This window comes from Modestobacter sp. URMC 112, from assembly GCF_053502575.1.
Genome location: NZ_CP199957.1, coordinates 639,743 through 663,325 on the forward strand (window position 1 = coordinate 639,743; position 23,583 = coordinate 663,325).

General features: G+C 75.2%; 18 protein-coding genes. 11 read left to right on the plus strand and 7 right to left on the minus strand.

What is annotated here, in order from left to right; genetic code table 11:
• The first annotated feature begins 62 nt into the window (after positions 1 to 62).
• The 8 genes from hrpA (at position 63) to ACWIX6_RS03085 (ending at position 12,022) form a co-directional block, all read left to right on the plus strand.
• Positions 63 to 4,001, plus strand: coding sequence for an ATP-dependent RNA helicase HrpA (gene hrpA, locus ACWIX6_RS03050; protein WP_448615378.1), 3,939 nt, complete (start codon positions 63 to 65; stop codon positions 3,999 to 4,001).
• A gap of 104 nt (positions 4,002 to 4,105) precedes the next feature.
• Positions 4,106 to 6,052, plus strand: a complete 1,947-nt coding sequence (locus tag ACWIX6_RS03055) for a glycoside hydrolase family 2 protein (RefSeq protein WP_448615379.1) — start codon at positions 4,106 to 4,108, stop codon at positions 6,050 to 6,052.
• A 124-nt stretch (positions 6,053 to 6,176) separates the two neighbouring features.
• Positions 6,177 to 6,605, plus strand: coding sequence for an ATP-binding protein (locus ACWIX6_RS03060; protein WP_448615380.1), 429 nt, complete (start codon positions 6,177 to 6,179; stop codon positions 6,603 to 6,605).
• Between the two features lie 35 nt (positions 6,606 to 6,640).
• Positions 6,641 to 6,829 carry a hypothetical protein gene (locus ACWIX6_RS03065; RefSeq protein WP_448615381.1) on the plus strand — a complete coding sequence of 63 codons (189 nt, stop codon included), beginning with the start codon at positions 6,641 to 6,643 and terminating at the stop codon, positions 6,827 to 6,829.
• A 113-nt stretch (positions 6,830 to 6,942) separates the two neighbouring features.
• Entirely contained in the window at positions 6,943 to 8,253 is a 1,311-nt protein-coding gene (locus tag ACWIX6_RS03070) for a cytochrome P450 (RefSeq protein WP_448615382.1), read from the plus strand.
• A gap of 94 nt (positions 8,254 to 8,347) precedes the next feature.
• Positions 8,348 to 10,624, plus strand: a complete 2,277-nt coding sequence (locus tag ACWIX6_RS03075) for a xanthine dehydrogenase family protein molybdopterin-binding subunit (protein WP_448615383.1) — start codon at positions 8,348 to 8,350, stop codon at positions 10,622 to 10,624.
• A complete protein-coding gene (locus ACWIX6_RS03080; protein WP_448615384.1) occupies positions 10,624 to 11,127 on the plus strand; it encodes a (2Fe-2S)-binding protein in 504 nt (167 codons plus the stop codon). The genes ACWIX6_RS03075 and ACWIX6_RS03080 overlap by 1 nt, the downstream gene beginning before the upstream one ends.
• 79 nt (positions 11,128 to 11,206) lie before the next feature.
• Entirely contained in the window at positions 11,207 to 12,022 is an 816-nt protein-coding gene (locus ACWIX6_RS03085; protein WP_448615385.1) for an FAD binding domain-containing protein, read from the plus strand.
• A 203-nt stretch (positions 12,023 to 12,225) separates the two neighbouring features.
• On the opposite strand, the gene ACWIX6_RS03090 is transcribed toward ACWIX6_RS03085, so the two are convergent.
• The 5 genes from ACWIX6_RS03090 to ACWIX6_RS03110 form a co-directional block, all read right to left on the minus strand.
• A complete protein-coding gene (locus ACWIX6_RS03090; RefSeq protein WP_448615386.1) occupies positions 12,226 to 13,527 on the minus strand; it encodes a sulfate adenylyltransferase subunit 1 in 1,302 nt (433 codons plus the stop codon).
• Entirely contained in the window at positions 13,527 to 14,435 is a 909-nt protein-coding gene (gene cysD, locus ACWIX6_RS03095; protein ID WP_448615387.1) for a sulfate adenylyltransferase subunit CysD, read from the minus strand. Before cysD ends, ACWIX6_RS03090 begins: the two co-directional genes overlap by 1 nt.
• A gap of 140 nt (positions 14,436 to 14,575) precedes the next feature.
• Positions 14,576 to 16,156, minus strand: a complete 1,581-nt coding sequence (locus tag ACWIX6_RS03100) for a sensor histidine kinase (protein WP_448615388.1) — start codon at positions 16,154 to 16,156, stop codon at positions 14,576 to 14,578.
• Entirely contained in the window at positions 16,153 to 16,914 is a 762-nt protein-coding gene (locus ACWIX6_RS03105) for a response regulator transcription factor (protein ID WP_448615389.1), read from the minus strand. The genes ACWIX6_RS03100 and ACWIX6_RS03105 overlap by 4 nt, the downstream gene beginning before the upstream one ends.
• A gap of 62 nt (positions 16,915 to 16,976) precedes the next feature.
• Positions 16,977 to 17,747, minus strand: a complete 771-nt coding sequence (locus ACWIX6_RS03110; protein WP_448615390.1) for a siderophore-interacting protein — start codon at positions 17,745 to 17,747, stop codon at positions 16,977 to 16,979.
• A 390-nt stretch (positions 17,748 to 18,137) separates the two neighbouring features.
• Here ACWIX6_RS03110 and ACWIX6_RS03115 point away from each other — a divergent pair, with 390 nt between their 5' ends.
• Together ACWIX6_RS03115 and ACWIX6_RS03120 are read left to right on the plus strand one after the other, a co-directional pair.
• A complete protein-coding gene (locus ACWIX6_RS03115; RefSeq protein ID WP_448615391.1) occupies positions 18,138 to 18,347 on the plus strand; it encodes a DUF2945 domain-containing protein in 210 nt (69 codons plus the stop codon).
• A gap of 34 nt (positions 18,348 to 18,381) precedes the next feature.
• A complete protein-coding gene (locus ACWIX6_RS03120) occupies positions 18,382 to 18,810 on the plus strand; it encodes a DUF2795 domain-containing protein (protein ID WP_448615392.1) in 429 nt (142 codons plus the stop codon).
• A 60-nt stretch (positions 18,811 to 18,870) separates the two neighbouring features.
• Here the strand turns inward: ACWIX6_RS03120 and ACWIX6_RS03125 are convergent, their stop codons facing one another.
• Positions 18,871 to 19,944, minus strand: coding sequence for a hypothetical protein (locus ACWIX6_RS03125; protein WP_448615393.1), 1,074 nt, complete (start codon positions 19,942 to 19,944; stop codon positions 18,871 to 18,873).
• 882 nt (positions 19,945 to 20,826) lie between these two features.
• Between ACWIX6_RS03125 and ACWIX6_RS03130 the strand changes: the two genes are divergently transcribed.
• Entirely contained in the window at positions 20,827 to 22,713 is a 1,887-nt protein-coding gene (locus ACWIX6_RS03130; RefSeq protein WP_448615394.1) for an LCP family protein, read from the plus strand.
• A gap of 82 nt (positions 22,714 to 22,795) precedes the next feature.
• Here ACWIX6_RS03130 and pstB read toward each other — a convergent pair whose 3' ends face one another.
• Positions 22,796 to 23,575 (minus strand): phosphate ABC transporter ATP-binding protein PstB, encoded by a 780-nt coding sequence (gene pstB, locus ACWIX6_RS03135; RefSeq protein ID WP_448615395.1) that lies wholly within the window; start codon positions 23,573 to 23,575, stop codon positions 22,796 to 22,798.
• Between the last annotated feature and the right edge of the window lie 8 nt (positions 23,576 to 23,583).

Sequence of the window (23,583 nt, forward strand, 5' to 3'; positions counted from 1 at the left end):
CTGGGGAGCTGCCCGGCGGCACGGACGTGCCGTCCCGGGCGACGGACCAGCGAGGAGAAGACGTGACCACGCCGCACGACGACCTGCGGTCCCGGCTGTCCGCGCTCACCCTCGAGGACGAGCACCGGCTGCGCCGGCGGCTCGACGGCACCCGGCGCACCAAGGACCCCGCGGCGCGTGCGGCCCAGCGGGAGCGCGTCGCGGCCGACGTCGCCGCCGCCGAGCAGCGCATCGCCCGCCGGCACGCCGCCGTCCCGGTGGTGGTGTACCCCGAGGACCTGCCGGTCAGCCAGCGCCGGGGGGAGATCGCCAAGGCCATCGGCGAGTCGCAGGTCGTGGTGGTCGCCGGGGAGACGGGGTCGGGCAAGACGACCCAGCTTCCCAAGATCCTGCTCGAGCTCGGCCGGGGCGTCCGCGGGCGCATCGGGCACACCCAGCCGCGCCGCATCGCCGCGCGCACCGTGGCCGAGCGCATCGCCGAGGAGCTGGGCAGCCCGCTGGGCGAGGTGGTCGGCTGGAAGGTCCGGTTCACCGACCAGGTCGGCGACACCACACTGGTCAAGCTGATGACCGACGGCGTCCTGCTGGCCGAGGTGCAGCGCGACCGGATGCTCCGCCAGTACGACACGATCATCATCGACGAGGCGCACGAGCGGAGCCTCAACATCGACTTCCTGCTGGGCTACCTGGCCCGGCTGCTGCCCCGCCGTCCGGACCTGAAGCTCGTCATCACGTCGGCGACGATCGACGTCGACCGGATCGCCCAGCACTTCGGCCAGGACGGGGCGCAGGTCCCGGTCGTCGAGGTCAGCGGCCGGGCGTACCCCGTCGAGGTCCGCTACCGCCCGGTCGTCGACCCCGACGACCCGGACACCGACGAGGACCGGGACCAGGTCAGCGCGATCGTCGACGCCTGCGCCGAGCTCGTCGCCGAGGGGCCCGGTGACGTGCTGGTCTTCCTGGCCGGCGAGCGGGAGATCCGGGACACCGCCGACGCGCTGGCCGAGCGGGGGTTCCCGCACACGGAGGTGCTGCCGCTCTACTCGCGGCTGTCGGCGGCCGAGCAGCACCGGGTCTTCGCGGCGCACACCGGCCGGCGCATCGTGCTGGCCACCAACGTCGCCGAGACCTCGCTGACCGTCCCGGGGATCAAGTACGTCGTCGACCCCGGCACGGCGCGGATCTCCCGGTACAGCCATCGCACCAAGGTCCAGCGGCTGCCCATCGAGCCGGTCAGCCAGGCGTCGGCGCGGCAGCGCTCCGGCCGGTGCGGGCGCACCAGCGAGGGCATCGCCGTCCGGCTGTACACCGAGGAGGACTTCGCGTCCCGGCCGGAGTACACCGACCCGGAGATCCTGCGCACCAACCTGGCGTCGGTGCTGCTGCAGATGGCCGCGCTGGGCCTGGGCGACGTCGCCGACTTCCCGTTCATCGACCCGCCGGACCGGCGTGCCGTCGCCGACGGCATCGCGCTGCTGGAGGAGCTCGGCGCGCTGACCCCCGAGGGGGCGCTGACCGAGACCGGCCGCGCGCTGGCCGCCCTCCCACTGGACCCCCGGATGGCCCGGATGGTCGTGGAGGCCGACCGGCGCGGCGTCCTGGAGGAGGTGCTGGTCATCGCCGCCGGTCTGACCATCCAGGACCCGCGGGAACGGCCGGCCGAGCACCAGCAGGCCGCCGACGAGCTGCACCGCCGCTTCGCCGACGAGAACTCCGACTTCCTGTCGCTGCTGAACCTGTGGCGGTACCTGGTCGAGCAGCAGGACGCGCTGTCCGGCAACCAGTTCCGCCGCACCGTCAAGCGAGAGTTCCTGCACTACTTGCGCATCCGGGAGTGGCAGGACCTGCACGGGCAGCTGCGCGGTACCGCGCGCCGGCTGGGGATGCAGGTGGGCGAGCTGGCCGAGGGGCCGGACGAGCGCGGCGTGCACGCCTCGCTGCTGGCCGGCCTGCTGTCCCAGGTGGGCATGCAGGCCGAGCCGGCCAAGGGCGACCGTCGGCCCGCCCGCGAGTACCTGGGCACCCGCAACACCCGCTTCGTCATCGCCCCCGGCACGCCGCTGGCGAAGAAGCCGCCGCGCTGGGTGGTCGCCGCGGAACTGGTGGAGACCAGCCGGCTGTTCGCCCGGACGGTCGCCCGGATCGACCCCGAGGTGGTCGAGCGGCTCGCCGAGCACCTGGTCAAGCGGCAGTACTCCGAGCCGCGCTGGGACGCCAAGCGGGGCAGCGTCGTGGCCACCGAGCGGGTCACGCTCTACGGCCTGCCGCTGGTGGTCGGCCGCCGGGTGCAGTACGGCTCGATCGACCCGGTCGTCTCCCGCGAGCTGTTCATCCGGCACGCCCTGGTGCAGGGGGAGTGGACGACGCACCACCGCTTCGTCGCCGACAACGCCCGCGCGCTGGAGCAGGTCGCCCAGCTCGAGGAGCGGGCCCGCCGCCGCGACATCCGGGTGGACGACGAGACGGTCTTCGAGCTCTACGACCAGCGCGTCCCCGCCGACGTCGTCTCGGTCCGGCACTTCGACCGCTGGTGGAAGCAGGCCCGCCGGGACCGCCCGGACCTGCTGACCTTCACCCCGGAGCTGCTCACCAACGCCGCGGCGGCCGGCCAGGTGCGGGTCGAGGACTACCCGGACGAGGTCCGGCTGACGCAGGGCCTGACCCTGCCGCTGAGCTACGCCTTCGCGCCGGGCACCGCCGAGGACGGCGTGACCGTCGACGTCCCGCTGGGCGTGCTGGACACCCTGGCCGCGACCTCGGGGGAGTCGCTGGCATTCACCGTGCCCGGACAGCGGCCCGAGCTGGTCACCGAGCTGCTGCGGACCCTGCCCAAGCAGCTGCGCCGCGCGCTGGTGCCCATCCCCGACCGGGTCCGCGAGGTGCTGCCGCACGTGGCGGTCGACGAGCCGCTGCTGCCGGCGCTGGAGAGAGAGCTGCGCCGGGCCGCCGGGGTGCTCGTGCCGCCGGACGCCTGGCACCCCGACCAGGTGCCCGACCACCTGCGGGCGACCTTCCGGGTGCTGGACGACCGGCACCGGCCGCTGGCCAGCGGCAAGGACCTGGCCGCGCTGCGCTCCCAGGTCGCGCCGCAGAGCCGGGCCAGCCTGGCACAGGCGGCCTCGGACCTGGAGCGCACCGGCCTCACCGGCTGGACGATCGGTGACCTGCCCCGCACCGTGCAGGTGCGCCGCGGCGGGCACGAGGTCACCGCGTACCCCGCGCTGGTCGACGAGGGGGACACCGTCGGCGTCCGCGTCGTCCCGACCGAGGTCGAGGCGACCCGGCTCACCTGGCGCGGCGCCCGCCGGCTGCTGGTGCTGGTCGCGGGCTCGCCGGTCCGCCAGGTGGTGAAGTCGCTGGGCCCACGGTCGCGGCTGGCGCTGCAGTTCAACCCGGACGGCGAGATCCCCGACCTGGTCGCCGACTGCGTGGACGCTGCGGCGACCGAGCTGATCGCGGAGGCCGGCGGGCCGCCCCGCGACCAGGCGGCCTTCGACGCGCTGGTCCGGACCGCCCGGGAACGGCTGCTCCCGCTGACGACCGACACCGTGCGCCGGGTCGAGGCCGTGCTGACCGAGGCCCGCGAGGTGGCCGTGGCCATCGGCGCGGCGCCGGCCAGACGGGTGCCGGAGGCGGCGATCGCCGACCTGCGCCGGCAGATGGGCGGCCTGCTCCACCGCGGGTTCGTCGCCGACGCCGGCCGCCGGCGGCTCACGGACGTGGTGCGGTACCTCTCGGCCATGGCGTACCGGCTGGAGAAGCTGCCGGCCAACGCCACCCGGGACGCGCTCTGGATGGCCACGATGGCCGCGGTGACCGAGGAGTACGAGCAGCTGACGGCGCGGGTGCCGGCGACCGGGGCGCCCGACGACCCGGTCGCCCGGGTGCGCTGGATGCTCGAGGAACTGCGGGTGGGGCTGTTCGCGCAGGGGATCGGCACCCCCCGGCCGGTGTCCGAGCAGCGGGTCTACAAGGCCATCGACGCCGTCCTGGAGGGGTGAAGGACCCCCCTGCCCCCACCCCGCGCAGGCTCGGGGCGGGCCCCTGCAGGGGGGCCACCCCGGGCCGGGTGGGGCCGGGGAGGTGCGTTCGCCATGCTGGGCGCGTGCCGAGCCATCCCCGACCACAGCTGACCCGGCCCGACTGGCAGGACCTGGGCGGTGCCTGGGGCTTCGCGTTCGACGACGACGACGTCGGGCTGGACGCCCACTGGCACCTGCGCGAGGACGTCTACGACCACGTGATCCGGGTGCCCTTCCCGTTCGAGTCGCCCGCCAGCGGCATCGGCGACACCGGCGTCCACCCGGTGGTCTGGTACCGGCGGGTGGTGCCGGCCACCGCCGGCCCGGGGCGTCGCCTGCTGCTGCACCTCGGCGCGGTCGACCACCGCGCGCACGTGTGGGTCAACGGGCAGCTGGTGGCCACCCACGAGGGCGGTTCCACCCCGTTCAGCGCCGACGTCACCGCGGCGCTGGACGACTCGGGGGAGCAGGTCGTCGTCGTCCGGGCGGAGGACCACCCCGACGACCTCCGGCAGCCCCGGGGGAAACAGGACTGGCGGTCGGCGTCGCACGCCATCTGGTACGACCGGACGTCGGGGATCTGGCAGCCGGTGTGGCTGGAGGAGGTGCCGGCGCACCGGGTGGAGGCGCTGACCTGGGTGCCCGACGTGGACGCCACCAGCCTGGACCTCACCGTGCGGCTGGCCGGCGGCGGGCTCCCCGGCGGCCGGCTGCGGGTGGTCCTGACCCGGGGCGGCGACGTGCTGGCCGACGACTCCTGGCCCGCGGACCGCGCGGAGGTGCAGCGGCGGGTCGCGCTGCGCGCCGCCGACCCGCACCTGGTGGACCCGGAGCTGCTGTGGAGCCCCGAGCACCCCACCCTGCTCGAGGCCCGGATCAGCCTGCTCGACGGGGACGGCGGCGTCGTCGACGAGGTGGGCAGCTACACCGCCCTGCGCAGCGTCGGGGTCGCACCCGGGGGCGTGCTGCTCAACGGCCGGACCTACTTCCTCCGGCTGGTCCTCGCGCAGGACTTCTGGCCCGAGTCGCACCTGGCCGCGCCGGACGACGACGCGCTGCGGCGGGAGGTCCAGTGGGCCAAGGACCTGGGCTTCAACGGGATCCGGGTGCACCAGAAGACCGAGGACCCCCGGTTGCTGGCCTGGTGCGACCGGCTGGGCCTGCTGGTGTGGTCCGAGCTGCCCTCGGCCTACGAGTTCTCGCACCAGACCGTCGACCGCCTGACCCGGGAGTGGCTGGAGGTCCTCGACCGCGACCGCAGCCACCCCTGCGTCATCGCCTGGGTGCCGTTCAACGAGTCCTGGGGGGTGCCGGCGATCAGCCGGTCGCCGCAGCAGGAGCACCTGGTGCGGGCGCTGTACCACCTGGCCAAGGCCGCCGACCCGACCCGGCTGGTGGTGGCCAACGACGGGTGGGAGCACCCGGTGAGCGACCTGCTGACCGTGCACGACTACACCGCCCGCGGGGAGGTCCTCAGCGAGCGGTACGGCGACCGCGCCGCGGTGGCGCACACCCTGGCGCACGTCCAGCCCGGGCACCGGCCGGTGCTGCTGCCCGGCGCCGAGGTGGCCGGCGCCCCGCTGGTGCTCAGCGAGATCGGCGGCATCTCCTTCCACGTCGCCGACTCCGACGACGAGGCGGGCGACTGGGGCGGGTACGGATCGGTCCGTACCGCCGAACAGCTGCTCAGCGGCTACCGGGACCTGCTCGGTGCCGCCCTCGCCAGCCCGGTGGTGGCCGGCTTCTGCTGGACCCAGCTGACCGACACCCAGCAGGAGCGCAACGGCCTGCTGACCGCCGGCCGGAAGCCGAAGGCCCCGGTCGAGCTGATCCGCGCGGTGACCACCGGGCTGGCCGCGGCGGTCGCCGCCGACGCCATCGGCCGTCTCCCGCACGGCGACGCCGTCCACGGGACGCCGCACGGCGACGGGGCGCCCGGCACCCCCGGCCAGAGGCGGCAGGGGGTACGGATCCCGGCGCCTCCCGCCGATGAACGGGACGCCACCGCCGATGACGGCCCCGACCGGTGACGGTCGCGGCGCGGAGCCGGCGGCGGCATGCCATGTCGTGCCCGACGGATCCGGGCTCCGGCCGGGCGGCGCACGCGGGCCGACCGGGACGGGGGTACCGGCCAGGCAGGAGGACGGACGAGCCGTGTCGACCCTGAGTGCCTGCATCGACCTCCCGGCGACCCCGCGGAGCGTGGTCGCCGCCCGGCGGGTGCTACGCGAGCTGCTGGGCGCCTGGGGCGCACCGCAGGACCGGGCCGACGCCGAGCTGCTCGCCACCGAGCTCGTCGCCAACGTGGTCGACCACGTCGGCGGACACGACGGGCTGAGCCTCGAGGTCACCCTGGCCGAGGCCTGGCTGCGGATCGGCGTCGTCGACGGGTCCGTGCTGCGCCCGGTGGTGCAGGAGGTCTCCGGGGAGCGGCTGCGCGGCCGCGGGCTGCAGATGATCGCCGCCATCGCCACCCGGTGGGGCGTCGAGGACCACCACGGCGGCAAGCGGGTCTGGGTCGACCTGGTGCTGCCCCCCGGGACGCCCGCTGGTTTGCCGCCGGTCCGGGACGGGGACGGCTGAGGGGCCCACGTCACCCAGCCGAAGGAGTCCTCCCCATGACCGACCCCAGCGAGAGCGCGTCCGGCAGCGACGTCGAGGCGGCCGGGGAGGGGCTCACCGACGCCGAGATGGTCGAGGCCGTCGCCGGCTCCACCGACAGCGCGTCGGAGCACGCCAGCGAGGCCGGCAAGGACTGGGACGGCGACCCCTCGCAGGCACCCGCGCAGGACTCCCCGCAGCAGTAGCGCCGCCGGCCGGCCGGACCGGTGACCCGGCACGGCCGGCCTGGCAGACTCGCCCACCCGGACGACGCTGCAGGCCCGCCGGCGGTGCTCCCGCCCCGGGCCGGGGGGTGCCCATGACCGTGGCCGCACCGGCCGCCCGCACGGCCCGGACCGCGGTGCGCTGGGCCGTCACCCACGGACTGCCGGCCGTCTACCTCTCCCGCGCCGCGCGGCGCGGCGACCTGGTCGGCCGGCTGCTGCGGGACCGGGCCCTGCGCGAGGACCCCTATCCCCTCTACGAGCAGCTGCGCGCCCGGGGGCCGGTGTCCGACAGCACCCTCGGCCTGGTCACCCCCTCGCACCGGGTCGCCGCCGAGGTGCTGCGCTCGGGCGACTTCGGGGTCGGCTGGCACCGCTCGTCCGCCCCCCGCTGGGTGCAGTGGCTGCTCACGGCGACCGACGACCCCGCGGCGGACGGCGTGGGCGAGCCGCCGTCCATGCTCGTGGTCGACCCGCCGGACCACACCCGCTACCGGCGGCTGGTCAGCCGGGCGTTCACCCCCCGGGCGACGGCGGCGTTCGAGCCGACCGTGGAGGCGATCGCCGAACGGCTCCTCGACGAGCTGGACGACGGCTCCGGCACGGCCGAGCTGGTCGAGGGATTCGCGGCGCAGCTGCCCGTCCTGGTCATCGCCCACCTGCTCGGCGTGCCCACCGACCGCCGGGAGGACTTCCTCCGCTGGGGCGGCGCCGCGGCCGCGACGCTGGACCCCGGGCTGCCCTACCGGCGCTACGCGGCGGCCGAGGGGTCGCTGCGGGCGATGCACCGCTTCCTCGGCGAGCACTTCGCCCGGCTGCGCCGCGACCCGGGCGACGACCTGGTCAGCCAGCTGGTGGGCCTGCCGCCCGACGAGCTCACCGACCGGGAGCTGCACGCCACGGTCATGCTCCTGCTCGGCGCCGGCTTCGAGACCACGGTCAACCTGCTCGGCAACGCCGTCGTGCTGCTGGACGCCCACCCCCACCAGTGGCAGGCGCTGGTCGCCGACCCGTCCGGCTGGGACCGGGCGGTGGAGGAGGTGCTCCGGCTCGACAGCCCGGTCCAGCTGACCGGCCGCACGGCACTGACCGACACCACTGTCGCCGGCCGGCACGTCCCCGCGGGCGGCCGGGTCACCGTGCTGCTCGGCGCGGCCAACCGGGATCCGGAGGTCTTCACCGACCCGGCGCGCTTCGACGTCACCCGGGCCAACGCCCGGGAGCACCTGGCCTTCTCCGCGGGGATCCACTACTGCGTGGGTGCGGGTCTCGCCCGGCTGGAGGCCGTGGTAGCGCTGCGGGCGCTGGCCCGTCGCTTCCCGGGCCTCCGGGTCGCCGGCACGCCCGTCCGGCGGGACCTGCAGACGCTGCGCGGCCTGGCCCGGCTGCCCGTGCGGTTGCGCTGACCGGCCGCTCCCGCACCGGGAGCGGCAGCAGGCTGTGACGGTGCCCACATGATCTGGTTGAGTGTGCCCGTTGGCGACGACGGAGGGCTGGTACATGAGCATCCTGGGCACGCGGGTGGTCCGCACGGAGGACCCGCTGTTCCTCACCCGAGGGGCGACCTACACCGACGACCTGACCGACGAACGGCTGACCGGGGCGCTGCACGCGACCTTCGTCCGGTCGAACGTGGCCCACGGCAAGGTGCTGTCGGTCGACGTGTCCGCGGCCCGCGAGGCGCCGGGCGTGGTGGCGGTGGTGACGGCGGAGGACGTCACCGACCTGTCGCCCCTGCCGCCGCCGTTCCCCTTCATCAACGCCGCGATGACCCGGCCCTGGCTGGCGTCGGACCGCGTCCGGTTCGTCGGCGACCCCATCGCCGTCGTCCTCACCGAGGAGCGGTACCAGGGCGAGGACGCCGCGGAGATGGTCGCGGTCGACATCGACCCGCTCCCCGCGGTCATCGGGACGGCCGCGGCCGCCTCCGACGAGGTGCTGCTGTTCCCCGAGGCCGGCACCAACGTGATGGCGTCCTTCGGGGAGCCGGCCCCGGACGACTTCTTCGAGGGCTGCGAGGTCGTCGTCACCCAGGCGATGGTCAACCAGCGGGTCGCGCCCGTGCCGCTGGAGACCCGGGCCGCCGCCGCGGTCTGGAGCGAGGACGGCCGGCTCACGGTCTGGTGCACGAACCAGGGCGCCCAGCAGGCCCGCGGCCAGTTCGGCGACTGGCTGGACATGGACCCCGACCTGATCCACCTGATCACCCCCGACGTCGGCGGTGGCTTCGGGGCCAAGATCGGTGCCGACCCGGAGTACGCCTTCGTCGCCTGGCTGGCCCGGCACGTCGGCCGGCCGGTCCGCTGGTCGGAGAGCCGGTCGGAGAACATGATCGGCATGCTGCACGGCCGCGCCCAGGACCAGGTGGTCACGGTCGGGGGTCGCCGGGACGGCACGATCGAGGCGTACAGCATCGTCGCGGAACAGGACTGCGGCGCCTACCCGCGGATCGGGACGGTGCTGCCCACGCTGACCATGCTCATGGCCCCCGGCGTCTACGGCTTCCCGAAGGTGCACGCCCAGGCGCGCGCACTGGCCACCACGACGACGTCCATCGGTGCCTACCGGGGCGCCGGCCGGCCGGAGGCGACGGCGGCGCTGGAGCGGGCGGTCGACCTGTTCGCCGCGGAGATCGGGATGGACCCCGCCGACGTGCGCCGGAAGAACCTCCTGCCGGCCTTCTCCGAGCCGCACACCACGTCCATGGGTGCCACCTACGACAACGGCGACTACACCGTGGCGCTGGACAAGGCGCTCGAGGCGGCGGGCTACCAGGAGCTGCGGGCCGAGCAGGCCCGGCGGCGGGAGCGCGGCGACGTGCGCCAGCTGGGCATCGGCATGTCGGTGTACGTGGAGATCACCGGGGCCGACAACGGTGCCGGCACCGGCGAGGCTGCCTCGCTGGAGGTCCACCCGGACGGCACGGCGACGGTGCTCACCGGCACCTCACCGCACGGCCAGGGGCACGCGACGGCGTGGGCGATGATCGCCAGCGACCAGCTCGGCATCCCGGTGGAGAAGATCACCGTCATCCACGGCGACACCGACCGGATCCCGCAGGGCGGCGGCACGATGGGCTCGCGCAGCCTCCAGCAGGGCGGCGCGGCGGTGCACCAGGCGGCCGGCGAGCTGGTCGACCTGGCCCGAAGGCGGGCCGCCGAGAAGCTGGAGGCGAACCCGGAGGACCTGGTCGTCGACCTCGGCATGGCCGGGCTCGCCGTCCGCGGCACCCCCGGGACGGGGATCACCTTCGCGGAGCTGGCCGCCGACGAGCAGCTGCTGGTGCAGACCCAGTTCACCGCCGCGGCACCCACGTTCCCGTTCGGCGCGCACGTCGTGGTCGTCGAGCTGGACGTCGAGTCCGGGAAGGCCGAGGTCGCCCGGCTGATCGCGGTGGACGACGCCGGCACGATCCTCAACCCGCTGCTCGCCGAGGGTCAGCGGCACGGCGGCTACGCCCAGGGGGTGGCCCAGGCGCTGCTGGAGGAGGTGCTCTACGACGAGGACGGCAACCCGACGACGTCCACGCTCGCCGACTACCCCTTCATCTCCGCCACCGAGCTGCCCAGCTTCGAACTGGTCGAGATGGCCACCCCGACCCCGATGAACCCCCTCGGGGCCAAGGGCATCGGCGAGGCCGGGACGATCGGCTCCACGCCGGCGGTGCAGAACGCCGTGATCGACGCGGTGGCCCACCTCGGCGTCCGGCACATCGACATGCCCACCACCCCGATGCGGGTGTTCCGGGCCATCCAGCAGGCCCAGGGAGGAAACTGATGCAGGTCTCGATCACCGTCAACGGGGAGCAGCGCACGGACGAGGTGGAGCCCCGTCTGCTGCTGGCCCACTACCTGCGGGAGGTCCGCGGGCTGAAGGCCACCAACATCGGCTGTGACTCGACCTCGTGCGGGGCGTGCACGGTCGTGGTGGACGGGCTGACCGTGAAGAGCTGCACGGTGCTCGCGGCCCAGACCGACGGGTCCCAGGTCACCACGATGGAGGGGCTGGCCGGGCCGGACGGCGAGATGCACCCTGTCCAGGCGGCGTTCCGCGCCGAGCACGGCCTGCAGTGCGGGTTCTGCACCCCGGGCATGGTCATGGCCGCGATCGGGGTGCTGGCCGACAACCCCGACCCCAGCGACCGGGAGGTCCGGGAGGGTCTGGAGGGCAACCTCTGCCGGTGCACCGGCTACCACAACATCGTCCGCGCGGTGCAGACCGCCGCCAAGGCCGGCCCGTCCGCCGGCCAGGTGCCGCAGGCGCAGGAGGTGGAGGCATGACGACCGAGCTCGCGAGGTCGTCCGACGGCAGGGCCCCTCAGGGGATCATGGGAACGACGAGCGCCAGCGAGGAGCGAGCATGATCCCGTCGCAGTTCGACTACGTGAAGGTGCGCTCGGTGGACGAGGCCGTCGCCGCGCTCACCGAGCACGGCGACGACGCCAAGCTGCTGGCCGGGGGCCACTCGCTGCTGCCGATCATGAAGCTGCGGCTGGCCGTGCCCTCGGTGCTCATCGACATCAGCGGCATCCAGGACCTGTCCTACGTCCGGGTCGAGGGCGACGAGGTGGCCATCGGGGCGGGCACCCGCCACCACGAGCTGGAGAACTCCGACGTGGCCCGCACCGAGGTGCCGCTGCTGCCGCACACCGCCGGCCGGGTCGGTGACCCGCAGGTCCGGCACCGCGGCACGCTGGGCGGGACGGTCGCCCACAGCGACCCGGCGTCCGACCTGCCCACGGCCCTGCTGGCCCTCGGCGGCACCGTCGTCGTCCAGGGGCCCGGCGGCCGGCGGGAGGTCCCGATCACCGAGTTCTGGACCGGCTTCTTCGAGACGGCGCTGTCCCAGGACGAGCTGGTGGTGGAGGTCCGCGTCCCGCGGACCGGCTCCACCGGCTGGGGCTACGAGAAGTTCACCCGCCGGGAGAACGACTGGCCGATCGTGTCCGCCGCCGCGGTCGACGGCCGGGTGGCCCTGTCCAACATGGCCGGCACGGTGGTCCGGGCGACCGCGACCGAGGAGGCGCTGGCCCGCGGCGCGTCGATCGCCGAGGCCGCCGAGCTGGCCGACCAGGGCACCTCCCCGACGGCGGACATGCACGCCGACCAGGAGTACCGCCGTCACCTCGCCCGGCTGCTCACCCGCCGGGCGCTGGAGCGGGCCGCCGCGGCTTGATCCCGCAACGCGACCGTGGCCCACTCCCCGCCGGGGAGTGGGCCACAGCCGCGTTCGGCACCGTTGGAGGTTCGAGCCCGAAGAGCACGCGGCCTCGAGCCCGAAAGAGCACGCGGGCTCGAGCCCGAAAGAGCACGCCCGGTGGCCCCCTTCCCGGGGCCCCGCCTGAGCTTGCGAAGGTGGGGGAGGAAGGGGGTCCTTCTTCAGCGCGGGGGGACGAGCATCCCGGCGCCGACCGTGGCGTTGGTGGCCTCGTCGATGAGGATGAACCGCCCGGTGACCCGGTTGCGGTGGTAGTCGTCGACGAACAGCGGCTGGGTGGTCCGCAGCCGCACCCGGCCGATGTCGTTGAGCCCGAGCTCCACGCCGTCCTCGGCCTCGGTCTGCCGGTGCAGGGTGTTGACGTCCAGGCGGTACTGCAGCTCCTTGACCACCGCGCGCACCGAGCGGGTGGTGTGCTTGACCGCCAGCCGCTGCCGGGTCCGCAGCGGCTGGTCGCTCATCCAGCACACCAGCGCGTCGACGTCCTGGGTGACCTGCGGGGCGTTGTGCGGCCGGCAGATCATGTCGCCCCGGGAGACGTCCAGGTCGTCGGAGAGCCGGATGGTGACCGACATCGGGGCGAAGGCCTCCGCGACCGGACCGTCGGGGCCGTCGATGGCCGCGATGGTGGTGGTCAGCCCGCTGGGCAGCACCTGCACCTCGTCGCCCGGGCGGAACACCCCGCCGGCGACCCGGCCGGCGTAACCCCGGTAGTCGTGGTGGGCGTCGGTCTGCGGCCGGATCACGTACTGGACCGGGAAGCGGGTGTCGACCAGGTTGCGGTCGCTGGCCACGTGCACGTGCTCGAGATGGTGCAGCAGCGAGGCGCCCTCGTACCAGGGCATGTTCGCCGACCGGGTCACCACGTTGTCCCCGGCCAGGGCCGAGATGGGGACGACCGTGAGGTCGGGGACGTCGAGCTTGGCGGCGAAGGAGGTGAACTCGTCGCGGATGGACTCGTAGACGTCCTCGGACCAGTCGACGAGGTCCATCTTGTTCACCGCGACGACCAGGTGCGGCACCCGGAGCAGGGAGGCGAGGAAGGCGTGCCGGCGGCTCTGCTCGAGCATCCCCTTGCGCGCGTCGACCAGCACGATCGCCAGGTCCGCCGTCGAGGCGCCGGTGACCATGTTGCGGGTGTACTGCACGTGCCCGGGGGTGTCGGCGAGGATGAAGGTCCGCCGCGGGGTGCTGAAGTACCGATAGGCCACGTCGATGGTGATGCCCTGCTCCCGCTCGGCCCGCAGCCCGTCGGTGAGCAGCGCCAGGTCGACGAAGTCGCCCCGGCTGGCGCGCTCGATCGCCTCGTACTGGTCCTCGAACACCGCCTTGCTGTCGTAGAGCAGCCGGCCGATCAGCGTGCTCTTGCCGTCGTCGACGGAGCCCGCCGTGGCGATCCGCAGGATGTCCTTGCGGGTGGAGGTGAGCTCGCGCACCGCTGCCTCCGAGGTGAGCGCGCCCATCAGAAGTACCCCTCCTTCTTGCGGTCCTCCATGGCGGCCTCGCTGACCTTGTCGTCGCCGCGGGTCGCGCCGCGCTCGGTCAGCCGGGTCACCGCGATCTCGGCGATGACGTCGGCCACCGTGGTGGCCGTGGACCGCACGGCGGCGGTCAGGTTGGCGTCGCCCACCGTGCGGTAGCGGACGCTCTCCCGGGACACCCGCTCGCCCTCGCGCGGGGTGATGAACTCGTTGACCGCGTACAACATCCCCTGCCGGTCCACCACGTCCCGCTCGCGGGCGAGGTACAGCGGCGGGATGGCGATCTCTTCCTGCGCGATGTAGCCCCAGATGTCCAGTTCGGTCCAGTTGGACAGCGGGAACACCCGGATCGACTCGCCCTGGTGGATACGGCCGTTGTAGAGGTCCCACAGCTCGGGACGCTGGTTCTTCGGGTCCCACTGGCCGAAGTCGTCGCGGAAGGAGAACACCCGCTCCTTGGCGCGGGCCTTGTCCTCGTCCCGGCGGGCCCCGCCGAACAGCGCGGTGAAGCCGTGCTCCTCGACGGCGTCCAGCAGCACCGGGGTCTGGATCCGGTTGCGGGAGCCGTTCGGCTCCTGCTTCACCGTGCCGGCGGCGATCGCGTCGGGCACCGAGGCGACGACCAGCTCGACGCCGAGCTCGGCGACCCGCTTGTCACGGAACTCCAGCACCTCGGGGAAGTTCAGTCCGGTGTCGACGTGCATGACCGGGAAGGGGATGCGGGCCGGCGCGAAGGCCTTGCGGGCCAGCTCCAGCATCACGATGGAGTCCTTGCCGCCGGAGAAGAGCAGGACCGGGCGCGCGCACTCGGCAGCCACCTCGCGCAGCACGTGGATGGACTCGGCCTCCAGCGTCTGCAGCTGGGTGAGCCGGTAGTCGGGGGTGGTCACGCGGAGGACTCCCGGGAACGGCGGCAGGGATCGGCGCCGTCCGCGGGACGGCACACTCGGGCAGGGCAACCTCCTCCGGTGGAGGAGGATTCCCGGTGCCAGTGTCCGGCATGCCCCCGCGGGGCCGGCGCGGCGGTCCGTCAGGAGCCCGGCGGGGGAGCGGGTGGCCCCGACCGCGGCAGCCGGACGGCGAAGGTCGCCCCCCGGCCCGGCGCGGTCTCCAGCTCCACCCGGCCGCCGTGCGCGGCCACCAGCGAGGCGACGATGGACAGGCCCAGCCCCGTCCCGCCGGCGGCCCGGGTGCGGGACGGGTCCGCCCGGTAGAAGCGCTCGAACACCCGCTGCGCGTCCTCCGGCGCGAGCCCCGGTCCCTCGTCGGTGACCGCGAGCACGACCATGCCGGCGTCGTCGGCGTCCTCGGACAGCCGCACGGTGACCCGCGCGGTCGGCGGGGTGTGCGTCAGCGCGTTGGTGACCAGGTTGCCGACGACCTGGCGCAGCCGGGCCTCGTCCCCGACCACCACCGGGACGTCGCTGAGCGAGGCGTCCAGGTGCAGGCCGATCGGCCGGTCGGGCTGGACGGCCCGGGCGTCGTGCACCGCGTCCCCGGCCACCTCGGCCAGGTCGACCGGTGCCAGGGAGAGCGGCCGCTGCTGGTCCAGCCGGGCCAGCTGGAGCAGGTCCTCGACGAGCAGCCCCATCCGGGTCGCCTCCGCCTCGATCCGCTGCATCAGCCGGCGGGTCTCCTCGGGCCCGCCGACCGCGCCCTGACGGTGCAGCTCGGCGAAGCCGCGGATCGAGGTCAGCGGGGTGCGCAGCTCGTGGCTGGCGTCGGCGACGAACCGGCGCATCCGCGCCTCGGACGCGACCGCCTGCTCCTCGGAGGCGCGGGCCTGCGCCTCGGAGGCCTGCTGGGCGCGGAACGAGCTCTCGATCCGGGCGAGCATCCCGTTGAGGGCGGTGGACAGCCGGCCCACCTCGGTGCGCTCGTCGCCCGCCGGCACCCGGCGGGACAGGTCGCCGGCGGCGATGGCCCGGGCGGTGTGCTCCACCTCCTGCAGCGGGCGCAGGCTGTTGCGGACCAGCAGGTAGCCGGCGACGCCGAGCAGGCCCAGCGCGAGCAGCCCGACGACCACCTCGATGGCGACCAGCCGGCGGACCGCGGCCTGGTCCTTGCCCAGGTCGTTGCCCACGACGATGGCCAGGTCCTCGGAGACCTGGCCCACCGCCAGCCGCCAGGTGGTGCTCCGGTCGTCGGACCGCACGGTGAAGGGCTCCGGGCCGTAGCCGGCGGCGTTCCGGGAGGTCATCTCCCCGACGTCGGGGAGCCGGTCCCGGTCCCGGGTGGCGGCGAACTGCTCGAAGGGCCCGTCGGGTCCCAGGCACGCCACGTAGGTGCCGCCGCCGGGGAGGGGGAACCGCTCCAGGCCGCACAGCCGCTGCAGGTCGGCCGGGTCCACCGTGAGGTCGCGCACCTGGGCGCGCAGCGCCTGGTCCTGCTGCTCGAACAGGTAGTCGCGCAGCAGCTGCGTGGCCGTCGAGCCGGTGACCAGCAGCGCCAGCGCCACCAGGGCGACGAGCAGCGCGACGAGGGTGATCCGCAGCGGGACGCGCGGCGGCCGGCCGGCGGGTGGCGGTGGCCCGGGGGGACCGGCCGGTGCCAGGCCCGGACCCGCCCCGGACGACGGGGCCGCCGGGCCGGCACCGGTGACGGCGGTCACGTGCCGCGTGGCAGCCGCAGCGAGTAGCCCACGCCGCGCAGCGTGTGCAGCAGCCGTGGCTCGGTGGTGTCGACCTTGCGACGCAGGTAGGAGATGTAGGACTCGACCACGTTCGCCTCGCCGTTGAAGTCGTAGTTCCACACGTGGTCGAGGATCTGCGCCTTGGACAGCACGCGGCCGGAGTTCGTCATCAGGTACCGCAACAGCTTGAACTCGGTGGGGGAGAGGCTCACCAGCTTCCCGGCCTTGAGGACCTCGTGCGACTCCTCGTCCAGCTCGATGTCGGCGAAGGCCAGCCGGGGCGCCTGCTCGGACACCGGGACGGTCCGGCTGCGGCGCAGCACCGCCCGGATCCGGGCCAGCACCTCGTCCAGGCTGAACGGCTTGGTCACGTAGTCGTCGCCGCCCAGCGTCAGCCCGGTCACCTTGTCCTCCCCGGCGTCGCGGGCGGTGAGGAACAGGACGGGGGTGTGCGTGCCGTTCTGCCGCAGCCGGCGGACGACGCCGAAACCGTCGAGCCCGGGCATCATCACGTCCAGGACCAGCAGGTCGGGACGGAACCGGGCCGCGACGTCGAGCGCCTCCTGGCCGTCGGCGGCGGTGGCGACCTCGAACCCGGCGTACCGCAGGCTGGCCGACAGCAGCTCCCGGATGTTCGGCTCGTCGTCCACCACGAGCAGCCGGGCCTCGGGCGCCGGCTGGTCCTTGCTGCTGCTGGGCACGGCCCCTCCCGAGGCGCTGCGTGTGGGCGCGGTCATGGCGCCAGCCTGGCCCACCGGGCTGCGGGTGGACTGGGCGGTGGCTGTGAGGATGCTGGGGGTCACCCGGGCAGGGCCGACCCCCTCCGCCAGTAGCCGATCGCGTGGTGCTGGCCCCGGCGCAGCCCCCACCGGTCGCGCAGGTGGGTCCGCACCGCGCGGACGGCGGCGGACTCGGCGCCCACCCAGGCGAAGACGTCGTCCCCCGGGGGACGCGGCAGGGCGGTCACGGCGTCGACCAGCAGGGTGCCGACCCCGGGCTCCCCGCCGGCCCGGTGCAGCCAGCGCACCTCCACCCCGGCAGGCCCCGGCACCGGCTGCTCCTCCTCCGGGCCGGCCACCTCGATCAGCGCCACCCCTCGGGTCTCCGGAGCGGCCGAGGCGAGGATCCGGCCGATCGCCGGCAGTGCCGTCTCGTCCCCGACCAGCAGCAGCCAGCCCGCAGGCGCGTCGCCCAGGGGTGCCGCGCTGGCCACCCCCAGCACGTCCCCGGGGACGGCGGCAGCCGCCCAGGAGGCGGCCGGGCCGTCGCCGTGCAGCACGAAGTCGACGTCGACCTCGCCGGCGGTTGGGTCCTGCCGTCGTGCGGTGTACCGCCGCATGCTCACGCCGTGGCTGCCTTGCGGCCACACGATGCGGCCGTCCCGGGCCACCTCCGGCCAGTGCGGCGTCCGGTCGCCGACCCGGGGGACCAGCAGCGAGATGGTCGGCCCGGCCGCCAGGACCACGTCGGCCGGTGCGCGCAGCGTGACCCGGCGCACCGCGGGGGTCACCTGAGTGACGGAGGTGACGGTGAGGACGTCGACCGGGCGGGGTCCCTCAGCGGCGGTCACGAGGACCCAGCTTAGGAGCGGGCAGCGGGCGGGCGCCGCCCCGCGGGCGGGGGCGAGCGGCGGGGAGGCCGCCGGGGCCGCCGGACGCGGGCCGACCCGGCCGTCCCCGGGGGAATGGGGTCGACCGGGCCGGCGTCCGTGGACGGTGAGGTGACTCTCGGTCACTGGAACGTTGCCCTGTTCAGGGGCTTTGTCCCGCGCTCTCCGTCGGATGTGAACGCTACGTGACGAACCGGGCTGTCGCCCAGCCCTCCGGGTGCACACCCCCCGATCGGGTGACGCCGCTCCGGTCGCAGTGCCGAGGGACTCGGCCCCGCCCCAGCTCCCCGGTCCATGTGTGCGGCGGGAGCGGGGAGGGCAGGCAACGACCCACGACGAGAGGAGCGCGGCATGGCCGACGAGTTCAGCAAGGGCGACCACGTGACCTGGAAGAGCCACGGCGGGGAGGCCGAGGGCACCGTGGAACGGAAGATCACCGAGGACACCGAGTCGTCCGGACGCACCGTCCGCGCCAGCGAGGACGACCCCCAGTACGAGGTACGCAGCGAGAAGAGCGGCAAGACGGCCGTGCACAAGCCCGGCGCGCTGCACGAGGACTGAGACGTCCCGGCCCCGGCCGGACGGAGGAGGAAGAGTGAGCGAGATCGACGACTTCGCGGGCACGGCCGCGCGGAGCACCAAGCACAGCCCGCGCGAGGACGACGAACTGAAGCACGAGATCGAGGGGATGCTCCGCGCCGGCCGGCCCACCCACGCCGAGGAGTGGAAGGACCCGGAGCCCGCGGCGGAGACCGATCCCGACGTGGACTCCTCCCCGGCGGACACGCTGACCGGTGGCGTCCCGGTCGGCATGACCCCGGACGCGGTCGTCGCCCGGGCGGAACTGGCCCGCTGGCTGGACCGGGCGGACTTCCCGAACACCGGCGCGGACCTGGTCGAGGCGGCCCGGGACCACCGTGCTCCCGACGCGGTGGCCGACGAGCTGTCACGGCTGCCGTCGGACGAGGTCTTCGAGCGCATCGGCGACGTGGTGCGGGCCCTGGGCTACCCGACCGAGACCTGACCTGCCGGCGGTCCGTGACGGGCGCCCGACGGACGCCCGCCACGGACCGTCAGGCCGCTGTCAGCCGCCGGCCTGCCGGGTCTCCCCGCCGTCCGGCGACGCGTCCTCGGCCTCCTGCGCGATCTCCTCGGCTCCGCGCCGCCGGAAGAGCCGGGACCCGGGGAAGCCCTTCACGACCTGGCGCAGGTCCTGCACGGTGTCCCGCAGGTCGTGCACGTCCGGGGCCACGTTGTCCAGGCTCGCCAGCACCGGCAGGACGTCCTCGTCCAGGTGCTGCACCAGTCGGGGGAGCCGGTCGACCAGGGTGATCAGCGCCGACACCTCGTGGTCGTCGAGGCTCCGCACCAGCCGGGACACCACCGGCTCCATCGCGGCCAGCGTCGGCCGGTAGGCCTCCAGCAGGGGGGTGGCCGTGTCCAGCAGCTCCTCGGTGCGGCCGAGCAGGGAGTCCGCACCCGCGGTGGTGCCGCCGATCGCCGTGACCAGCTCGCCGGCGGTCCGGGTGGCCTGCTGGGCGCCGGTGACCACCTCTCCGGCCTCCTGGGTGGCCTGCCGCGCGCCGGCGACGACCTCGTCCGCCGCCTCGGTGGTCCGGCGTGCCCCGGCGACGACCTCGTCCGCCGCCTCGGTGGTCCGTCGCGCCCCGGCGACCACCTCGTCGGCGGCCTCCGACGTCCGGCGCGCACCCGCGACGACCTCCCCGGCGGCGGCGTTGGTGGACACCACGGCGGCGACCGCCTCGTCCGCCGTCCGGTTCGTCCGGAGCACGCCGGTGATGGCGCCGTCGGCCGCGGCGTTCGTCCGGCCGACCGCCGCGATGGCCTCGTCGGCCGCGAGCTGGGTGGCCCGCACCCCGGCGATGGCCTCGTCGGCGGCCAGTTGGGTGGCCCGCACCCCGGCGATCGCCTCGTCGGCCCGGGCGCGGGTGGCGTCGATGCCGCTGACGGCCACCTCGGCCCGCTCGGCGACCGCGTCGACGCGGGTCATCACCGCCGACACCCGGTCCAGCAGTTCCTCGACCTGGCCGACCGCCGCGCCGATCCGGGGCACCAGCGCCAGCGCCTCGACGACGCCGTCGCGCAGTCCTCCGGCCGCGTGCAGGACGTCCAGGGGACCGGGGATGGGCAGCCGCATCCTGCCGACGCTACGCAGCACGGAGGGACGCCGCCGGTCGAGCCGGGCGCACGGGGCGGCTCGCCGCTCCCGCGCGCCCGCCTGGGATCCCGGCTCACCGACAGTATCCTGAACACTTCCGTAGGTGGCCGCCATTCGGCCTGCCGCGGACGACGGGACGGGTGCCGACAGGCACCAGAGCACTCCGAGGACGGGAAGACGACAGCGGTGGCGGACGAGCCGAGGTGGAGCGGGGCGGATCCCCGGGCGCCTGGTGGCGACCGCGGACCCCGCCGGGCCGACGCCGGCGGACCCCCCGAGGAGCACGTCACCGTCGAGGAGCTGCTGGCCCGTACCGGGACGGTCCGCCGGCGGCGGGCCGAGCGACGTGAGGCCACCGGACGGCAGCAGCGGGTCGACGGCTACGGCGCGCCCGTCGTGGCCCCGGACCCCGGGCCGCCGGTGCCGGCGTTCCGGCCGCAACGCCCGTCCGCGCCGCCCGCCGGCCCATCCGCTCCGGCCGCCGGCGCAGTCGTCCCGTCCGCCGGCCCGCCCCTCCCGTCCGCCGGCCGGCCGACCGGGCCACCCGCGGACCGCCCGTCGGTTCCCGGAGCACCCGCCGCCCGCGCCGGGACGGCTCCGCCGCCCCCGGCGGGACCACACGCAGCCGCGGCCGGCCCGGCCGCCCCGTCGGCGCAGCGGCCCGCTCCGCTCCGGCCCACCCCGGTCCGGCCGGTGCCGCTCGTACCGGCAGCGCAGTCCCCGGCCCCGTCCCCGGCGCAGTCCCCGGCTCCGTCACCGGCCCTGTCACCGGGACGGTCCCCGGCCGGCCCGCCCCGGCCGCCCTCCGTCCCTGCCGTGTCGGTGCCTGCCGTGTCGGTGCCTGCCGTGTCGGTGCCTGCCGTGTCGGTGCCTGCCGTGTCGGTGCCGGCGCCGCCGGCTCGCGCGCTGTCCACCCCCGCCGCGCCGGCCCCGGTGGCGCCGGCCGCCGCTCCCCCGGACAGCCCGCGGTGGGTGCCCGGCGTCGACCGGCCCGCGGTGCCCGCCGCGCACCGGCCGGGTGGCGGGGTCGCCGCGGCGGTGCCCGCCGCTCCTGCCGCGGCGCCCGAGGTCCCCCGTCGCGTCGTCCCGCAGCACCGGCCCGCCGTCCCCGACCCGGCGTCCCCGGAGACCGCCGCGCCGGCCCGCTCCCGGCCGCTGACCCCGATCGAGGAGCAGTTCGGCGGGACGGCGCACCCCTCCCTCCCCCTGCCGGACCGGGGGGTGCGGCTGTCGATGCCGGTGCCGCCGCTCCCCGGCCTGCACCGGCCCGCCGCCCAGGACGGCGCCGGGAGGACCGGTGCCACGAGCGCCGGGCTGGCGCCCATGCGGGCCCCCGTCGGCCCGCTCCGGCGGCGGCTCACCCGGGTCGCCGTCGCGCTGCTGGTCCTGCTCGGCGTGGTCTCCGCCTACTACGTGGGCCTGTACTTCTACGTGGACCGCTCCATCGGCCGGGTCGACGCGCTGGTCACCGACGGCCCCGAGGTGCTCGCGCCGCAGTTGCAGGACGCCGCCGAGACCTACCTGGTCGTCGGCACCGGCCTACCGGGGCGGACCGGGCCGGCCTCGGTGAGCACGCTGGTCGCCCACGTGTCCGACGACGGCGACCGGGCCGTGCTGGTCACCGTGCCCCCCACCGCACTGACCGACACCCCCGGCTGCCGGGCGGCCGACGGCTCGCTGCGCGACCCGGTCACCGAGCCGTTCGCCGAGGCCCTGCTCGACGGGGGCCCGTCCTGCCTGGTGCGGTCGGTGCAGCAGCTGTCCGGCCTGCGGGTGGACCACTACCTCGGCCTGGACCTCGCGGCCCTGCCCGGCATGGTCGACGCCCTCGGCGGCGTGGGCGTCTGCCTGCCCACCGGGGTCACCTCGGCCGACGGCTCCTCGCTGCCCGCCGGGGACACCCGGCTGACCGGCGAGGACGTGCCCACCCTGCTGGGCCCGTCGGCCGGTGGGAGCGACGTCGTCGGCACCACCGCCGCCGCGCACGAGCAGCTGCTGCTGACCTCCACGCTGAGGTCGGCGCTTTCGACCGGGACGCTGGCCGACCCGGTGCAGCTCACCCGCTTCCTCACCCACGCCACCGACGCGTTCACCGTGGACGCCGACACCACCCTCGGGGACGTCCGCGCGCTGGGGGCGACGCTGGGTGAGCTCGGCGGGGACGCCGTGCAGCGCGGCGGTGTGCCGGTGTCCCGGGTGGGTTACGTCCCCGCCGGCACCGACCAGGCGGCCACCCTGATCGACGGCGTCGCCGCCCGGACGGTGTTCGACGCGGTCATCGGCGACGGCCGGCTGCCGTCCCCCGAGGAGGTCGCCGCGGCCGCCGGTGCGCCCGCCGGCGCCCCGGTGGACGCGCCTCCGGCAGACCCGGCCCCGCCGGGGACCGTGGTCACCGTGCCGCCCGCCGGGGTGACCGTCGACGTGCTGGACGCCACCGGGGCCGGTCGGGCGGCCGGCACCGCGGAGGGACTCGTCGCGGCGGGCTTCCGGACCGGCGCGGTCGGGAACGAGCCCGCGGCCGTGGACCGCACGGTCGTGCGGTACGCGCCCGCCGCGCTCGAGCCGGCCCGCACCGTGGCCGCTGCCGTCCCTGGCGCCGTCCTCGAGGCCAGTGACCAGCTGGCCGGCGGGGTGCAGCTGGTGCTCGGCCCCGGTGACCCGGTGGTGACGCCCGTCGCCCCGGGGACGCCGGTGCCGGAGACCGCGGCCCCGGCCCCCGCGCCCGCCGACCCCGCCACCTGCAGGTGAAGAAGGACCCCGGCGCCCCCCACCGCTCGCGAGCTCGCGGCGGGCCCCTGCGCCGGGGCCAGCCCCGACCCCGGCGGGGTCGTCAGCCGAAGCGGCCGGAGATGTAGTCCTCGGTCGCCTTCTGCTCCGGGTTGCTGAAGATCTTCTCGGTCGGGTTGAACTCGACCAGGTGGCCGGGCTGCCCCACGCCGGCGAGGTTGAAGAACCCGGTGGAGGTGCTCACCCGAGCGGCCTGCTGCATGTTGTGCGTGACGATGACGATGGTGAAGCGCTCCTTGAGCTCGGCCATCAGGTCCTCGATGGCCAGCGTGGAGATCGGGTCCAGGGCCGAGCAGGGCTCGTCCATCAGCAGCACCTCGGGCTCCACGGCGATCGCCCGGGCGATGCACAGCCGCTGCTGCTGGCCGCCGGACAGCCCCGAGCCGGGCCGGTCCAGCCGGTCCTTGACCTCGGTCCACAGGTTGGCGCCGCGCAGCGAGCGCTCCACCAGGTCGTCGAGGTCGGCCTTTCTCATCTTCTTGCTGTTCAGCCGGATACCGGCCGCGACGTTGTCGTAGATCGACATGGTCGGGAACGGGTTGGGCCGCTGGAACACCATGCCGATCTGCCGGCGGACGTCGACCGGGTCGACGTCGGCGCCGTAGAGGTCCTGGCCGTCGATGACGACCTTGCCCTCGACGCGGGCCCCGGGGATGACCTCGTGCATGCGGTTCAGCGACCGCAGGAAGGTCGACTTGCCGCAGCCGGAGGGCCCGATCAGCGCGGTGATGCTGCGGGGCTCGATGGAGATGGTGACGTCCTGCACGGCGAGGAAGCTGCCGTAGTAGATGTCCAGGTCCGAGACGTCGATGCGCTTGGCCACGTTTTCCT

Bases quoted from the DNA above. Each gene is read 5' to 3' on its own strand.
- ACWIX6_RS03065 (WP_448615381.1), top strand. From the start codon at position 6,641: ATGACCGACCCCAGCGAGAGCGCGTCCGGCAGCGACGTCGAGGCGGCC.
- ACWIX6_RS03070 (WP_448615382.1), top strand. From the start codon at position 6,943: ATGACCGTGGCCGCACCGGCCGCCCGCACGGCCCGGACCGCGGTGCGC.
- ACWIX6_RS03075 (WP_448615383.1), top strand. From the start codon at position 8,348: ATGAGCATCCTGGGCACGCGGGTGGTCCGCACGGAGGACCCGCTGTTC.
- ACWIX6_RS03080 (WP_448615384.1), top strand. From the start codon at position 10,624: ATGCAGGTCTCGATCACCGTCAACGGGGAGCAGCGCACGGACGAGGTG.
- ACWIX6_RS03085 (WP_448615385.1), top strand. From the start codon at position 11,207: ATGATCCCGTCGCAGTTCGACTACGTGAAGGTGCGCTCGGTGGACGAG.
- ACWIX6_RS03090 (WP_448615386.1), bottom strand. From the start codon at position 13,527: ATGGGCGCGCTCACCTCGGAGGCAGCGGTGCGCGAGCTCACCTCCACC.
- ACWIX6_RS03105 (WP_448615389.1), bottom strand. From the start codon at position 16,914: ATGACCGCGCCCACACGCAGCGCCTCGGGAGGGGCCGTGCCCAGCAGC.
- ACWIX6_RS03115 (WP_448615391.1), top strand. From the start codon at position 18,138: ATGGCCGACGAGTTCAGCAAGGGCGACCACGTGACCTGGAAGAGCCAC.
- ACWIX6_RS03125 (WP_448615393.1), bottom strand. From the start codon at position 19,944: ATGCGGCTGCCCATCCCCGGTCCCCTGGACGTCCTGCACGCGGCCGGA.